At 52.3% G+C, this 4,326-nt stretch carries 5 protein-coding genes; all 5 read left to right on the forward strand.

All coding sequences use genetic code 11. The features are described 5' to 3' along the window. Positions 1-682: CPBP family intramembrane glutamic endopeptidase (locus tag A9Q02_RS17490; protein WP_097654378.1), on the forward strand; the 682-nt coding region annotated here is incomplete at its 5' end. Further along, positions 675-1,184, forward strand: a complete 510-nt coding sequence (locus A9Q02_RS17495; RefSeq protein ID WP_245860637.1) for a hypothetical protein — start codon at positions 675-677, stop codon at positions 1,182-1,184. The genes A9Q02_RS17490 and A9Q02_RS17495, both read left to right, overlap by 8 nt. 545 nt (positions 1,185-1,729) lie before the next feature. Next, positions 1,730-2,899: a hypothetical protein gene (locus A9Q02_RS17500; protein ID WP_141508998.1), complete on the forward strand. Its 1,170-nt coding sequence runs from the start codon at positions 1,730-1,732 to the stop codon at positions 2,897-2,899. Between the two features lie 47 nt (positions 2,900-2,946). Then, positions 2,947-3,921 carry a decaprenyl-phosphate phosphoribosyltransferase gene (locus A9Q02_RS17505; RefSeq protein ID WP_097654380.1) on the forward strand — a complete coding sequence of 325 codons (975 nt, stop codon included), beginning with the start codon at positions 2,947-2,949 and terminating at the stop codon, positions 3,919-3,921. 44 nt (positions 3,922-3,965) lie between these two features. Then, on the forward strand, positions 3,966-4,326 hold a 361-nt coding region (locus tag A9Q02_RS17510), incomplete at its 3' end, for a DUF1616 domain-containing protein (RefSeq protein WP_141509000.1).

Here is a 4,326-nt window from a genome sequence, read left to right on the forward strand (position 1 = left end):
AGCCTGGTATCCTGCGGTTGCGCTGCCACTGCTCGTAGCAACCATCGTACTCATCCGCCAGGGAGGGGTCTCAGCGCAGCGTCTGGGTCTGACCCCGGGGCGGCTACCGCTGGAGCTAGCGATGGGGGGCTTTGGCTTTGGACTGGGGGCGCTCGAATTCCTGATCTTGCAGCCAGTGCCCATCATTGAACAGTTCGCGTGGGTGCCTTTCCTGCTGGCCTCGCTAAGCCTCCTGATCTTCACCGGTTTTGCCGAAGAGCTCTGGTTTCGGGGCCTGCTGCAACATAGTGCCTTGCGCGCCCTGGGCAACAAAGCCATCGTCTATGTGGCCCTGCTCTTTGCCATCCTGCACATCGGGTACCTCTCATTCATCGACTTCCTGTTCGTATTGGCCGTCGGGCTGATCTTTGGCCTGATCGTGCTGCGCACCGGCTCAATCCTTGGCGTAACGCTCGCCCACGGCACGACAAATATCACCCTGTTCCTGCTACTGCCTCACACCAGCAACAGCGATGCCACCCAATTCACAAACATCGTCTGGATCGTGATTCTAGGAGGAACGGTAATCGGCACCATCGCGATTGCCCTGGCCCTCTGGCTCGGGCCGCGTCAGGCACAAACGCCAGACGCACCGTCAAACCAGCATGCAGCCCAAGAGCAGGGGATGCTCGCGAGTGAATAGGGTAACGAGCAAAGTTAGCGATTATCTACCACAGGGTATTGTATTAGGGTTCGGTGATCGTTACTGGGCGTTTTCTCGCGACCTGCTGGCCTACCAGCAGGCTCCCACGGCGGCGGAACGGACCCGGTTGGAGGACGCCTTCGACGCCTTGGTGGAAGATGAGACGGGATACGCGGCGTTGGATGACCGGATCAGCAAAACCGCCGATAAACGGGCGCAGTTGTTGGCGGTCCTGAAACATCCCGACATTCCGCTGCATAATAACGCCATGGAATTGGCGGCGCGACGCCGCGTGCGCAAACGGGATGTGAGCTTCGGCCCGCAATCGCGCACCGGTGCGCGGGCTTGGGATACCTTCCAGACCTTGGCAGCCACAGCGGCGAAACTCGGCGTGGGGTTCTTTCACTATCTCCATGACCGGATCGTCACGCCTGCAACCACGCCGACCTTCGCCGAGCGACTGGCCCAGCGGGCGGGTGTCGGGATGCAACCGGCGGCCTGATCCAGCGGTTTTGGGGAGGATACGGCGAAACACATATCTGATCAGTAACTTCAGTCAGGGTCGGTTAGAGCACATCTAATAGAAAGGATACAAAGATGTTCAGGATAGCACGAATACACTGGCCACTTTTTTACTCAGTAGTCTTGTATTTATTGGTGGTATTAGTGCTATTATTGACATCCTTTCAGATCAATAGTCACAACTTTGTCTATCCTCTTGATGACACGTACATTCATATGTCTATAGCCAGGAGTTTTGCCCTCTATGATGTATGGGGTGTAACTAGACACGAGTACACATCTTCTACATCTTCTCCGCTATGGACGTTTTGCCTTGCTCTCCTCTTCAAGATTGTGGGCATCCATGATCTAATCCCGCTTCTCCTTAACTTGCTATTCGGAGTGTTTACACTTATAACGCTGTACAATGTTCTAAATATATTTATCAAAAATAATTATAAATTAACATTTCTACTTATTTCCATAGTTGTTTTTGTTACGCCCCTCCCAACACTGACATTCATTGGAATGGAACACGTATTACATGTGTTCTTGACAATGCTATTCTTGTTATTTTTATTAAAAATAGACATGAGCAATAATTGGATTAATATATTAGCGGCTATTTGTCTAAGCTCACTTCTCATAACTACAAGATATGAAGGTGTATTCTTAGTTTTGATTTCATGTGCACTTCTTTTGTTGAAACGAAGAACCCTTGTTGCTGCTCTAATTTTCATTGCCGCACTACTGCCAATTTTCGTCTATGGTCTATGGAGCATGACACACGGTTGGTTTTTTTTGCCAAATTCGCTGTTATTGAAGGGGAATCTACCAGGCAATTCTATTGCTAGTGTTGTAAGATTCTTGGGTTACGATCTGGCTGAGAATATTTACAACAGCCCTCATTTGTTAATATTGATAGTACTGTCATTAGCTTCTTTAGCTTACTCTATTAGGACTGGTGGAATAGATAAGCTTAATCGAGAAAGCATTGTCAACATTATATTCATAGGTGCCACTTTGCTACATCTGCAATTCGCACGAACAGGTTGGTTATTCAGATATGAGGCATACTTAATGTCTCTCGGCATACTAGCAGTGGGAGTTTCGTTAAACTCCTTGCCATTTAAAATGCGGACAAGAAAGCTTGATTGTAAAAATCTTCCGATGTATGCTGTAAGTTCCCTTTTGGCCTGTATTATTTTGTTTCCTTTTTTTGACAGAACCATACTTTCACTGGTACTGACACCCCTGGCGACTAACAATATCTATCAGCAACAATACCAAATGGGACTCTTCTTAAAACGGTTTTATCAGGGAAGATCGGTTGCAGTGAATGATATAGGCGCTGTCACGTATTTGGCAGATATCCATCTTCTCGATCTATGGGGATTAGGAAGTCTAGAACCGGCCATTATGAAGATGGAAGAAAGATACAGTTCTCAGGAGATTTTAAGGCTAACGCAGAGTGAAAATGTAGTTGTTGCCATCGTATACGACAGTTGGTTCCAAAATGGTACAGTCAATAGAACACCCCAACAGTGGGTCAGGGTGGGTCAATGGACGATAAATCATCAGGTAGTCGCTGCTGACGACACAGTATCAATATATGCCGTGAGGCCTTCTGAGGTTGAGAGTCTTGCAAATAATCTGAAACGGTTTTCAGTTGAGTTGCCCTCAACTGTCATACAGTATGGTCGGTATGTTGAGTAGAGCTACCAAGAGAATAGAGAGATGCCGCTTCTTGCACTGGAGGCAATATGTCTCAGCCGACTGATGCTTACGCGCTGCTAGTCCAGCGTGGCTTCGTCCCGGTCGAGCTACTGCGCACAATGCGCCCGAAGGACTGGATCAAAAACAGCTTCGTCTTCGCTGCCGCAGTATTCGCCCGCGACGCGGCCGGGCGTCCGCTGTTCCTCGATCCCACTAGCTTCGGGATGGTCTTTGGGGCCTTTGTGCTCTTCTGTATGGCTGCCAGTGCGATCTACCTGGTCAACGACCTCGTCGACATCGAGAAGGATCGGGCCCACCCCAAGAAGCGCCACCGCCCACTCGCCTCGGGCCGCCTGCCCCGCTCGGTCGCCGTGATCGCTGCGATCGTCTTGCTCGGCAGTGCGCTCCCACTCGCCTTCGTGATCGATTGGAACGGAACCAGCCTGTTGCAAAATAGCGACTTCGGGCTGGCGCTGCTCTTCTATGTGGTCGTGCAGGGTCTGCTCTACTCCTTCTTCCTCAAGAACATCGTCATCGCCGACATCTTCACCATCGCCCTCGGCTTTGTCCTGCGTACCGTGGCCGGCGCCCTGGTGCTCGACATCCCGATCACCCACTGGCTGCTCATCTGTATGGGCATGCTTGCACTGTTCCTGGGTCTCTCCAAGCGTCGGGCTGAGATGCTCCTGCTTCAGCAGAACGCTACCTCACACCGGCGGATCCTCACCGAGTATACCCTCCCGATGGTTGACCAGATGATTGGCATTGTTATCGCCGCGGCGATCCTGGCCTATACCCTCTTTACCACCACTGCCGAGACCATGCCACACGAGCCCTTCCCGCTCATGCTTATGACCGTGCCCTTCGTCGTCTTCGCGATCTTCCGCTATCTCTACCTGGTACACCGCTACGAAGAGGGTGGCAATCCCTCCGAGTTGCTGCTCAAGGATGCTACGCTCACCGGGAGTATTCTGCTCTGGGGTGTGATCGCGGTGGCGGTGTTGCTGATTGCACCAGTCTAGTGTGCCGTGCAAATACTTAAGATTCTGTGCATTGTGAATATACCGTGAACGACATGAAACTCGACCAGCCGCTCGAACAACCAACACTCAGCTCCCCGCGCATCACCGCGCTTGACCGGGGCTACGACCTGCTGCTGCTCGGCATCTTCGCCCTCGCCATTCCCCTACTGCTACTGATGCCGGCCTGGCTCTGGCCGTTGCGGGTGCCGCTGGGTCTGGTAGCGGTGCTGCTGGCGCCGGACTACGCGCTGCAGGCGACGCTCTTCAGCGGGCGCGCGGATCTCGACGGGATCGCCGGGACCGGGCTGAGCAGCGGGCTCAGTGTGGCGATGTACGAGGCCAGCCATGACAGCAGCGCTCACGCTTCGGCGTTTTGTTGCCAGCCCACAGCACATCTTCTGGCTC

Origin of the sequence: Candidatus Chloroploca asiatica (genome assembly GCF_002532075.1) — a bacterium.
GTDB lineage: Bacteria > Chloroflexota > Chloroflexia > Chloroflexales > Chloroflexaceae > Chloroploca > Chloroploca asiatica.

What these genes read in the sequence shown, in the direction of transcription:
- A9Q02_RS17505 (WP_097654380.1), top strand. Translation starts at nt 2,947, where the DNA reads ATGTCTCAGCCGACTGATGCTTACGCGCTGCTAGTCCAGCGTGGCTTC.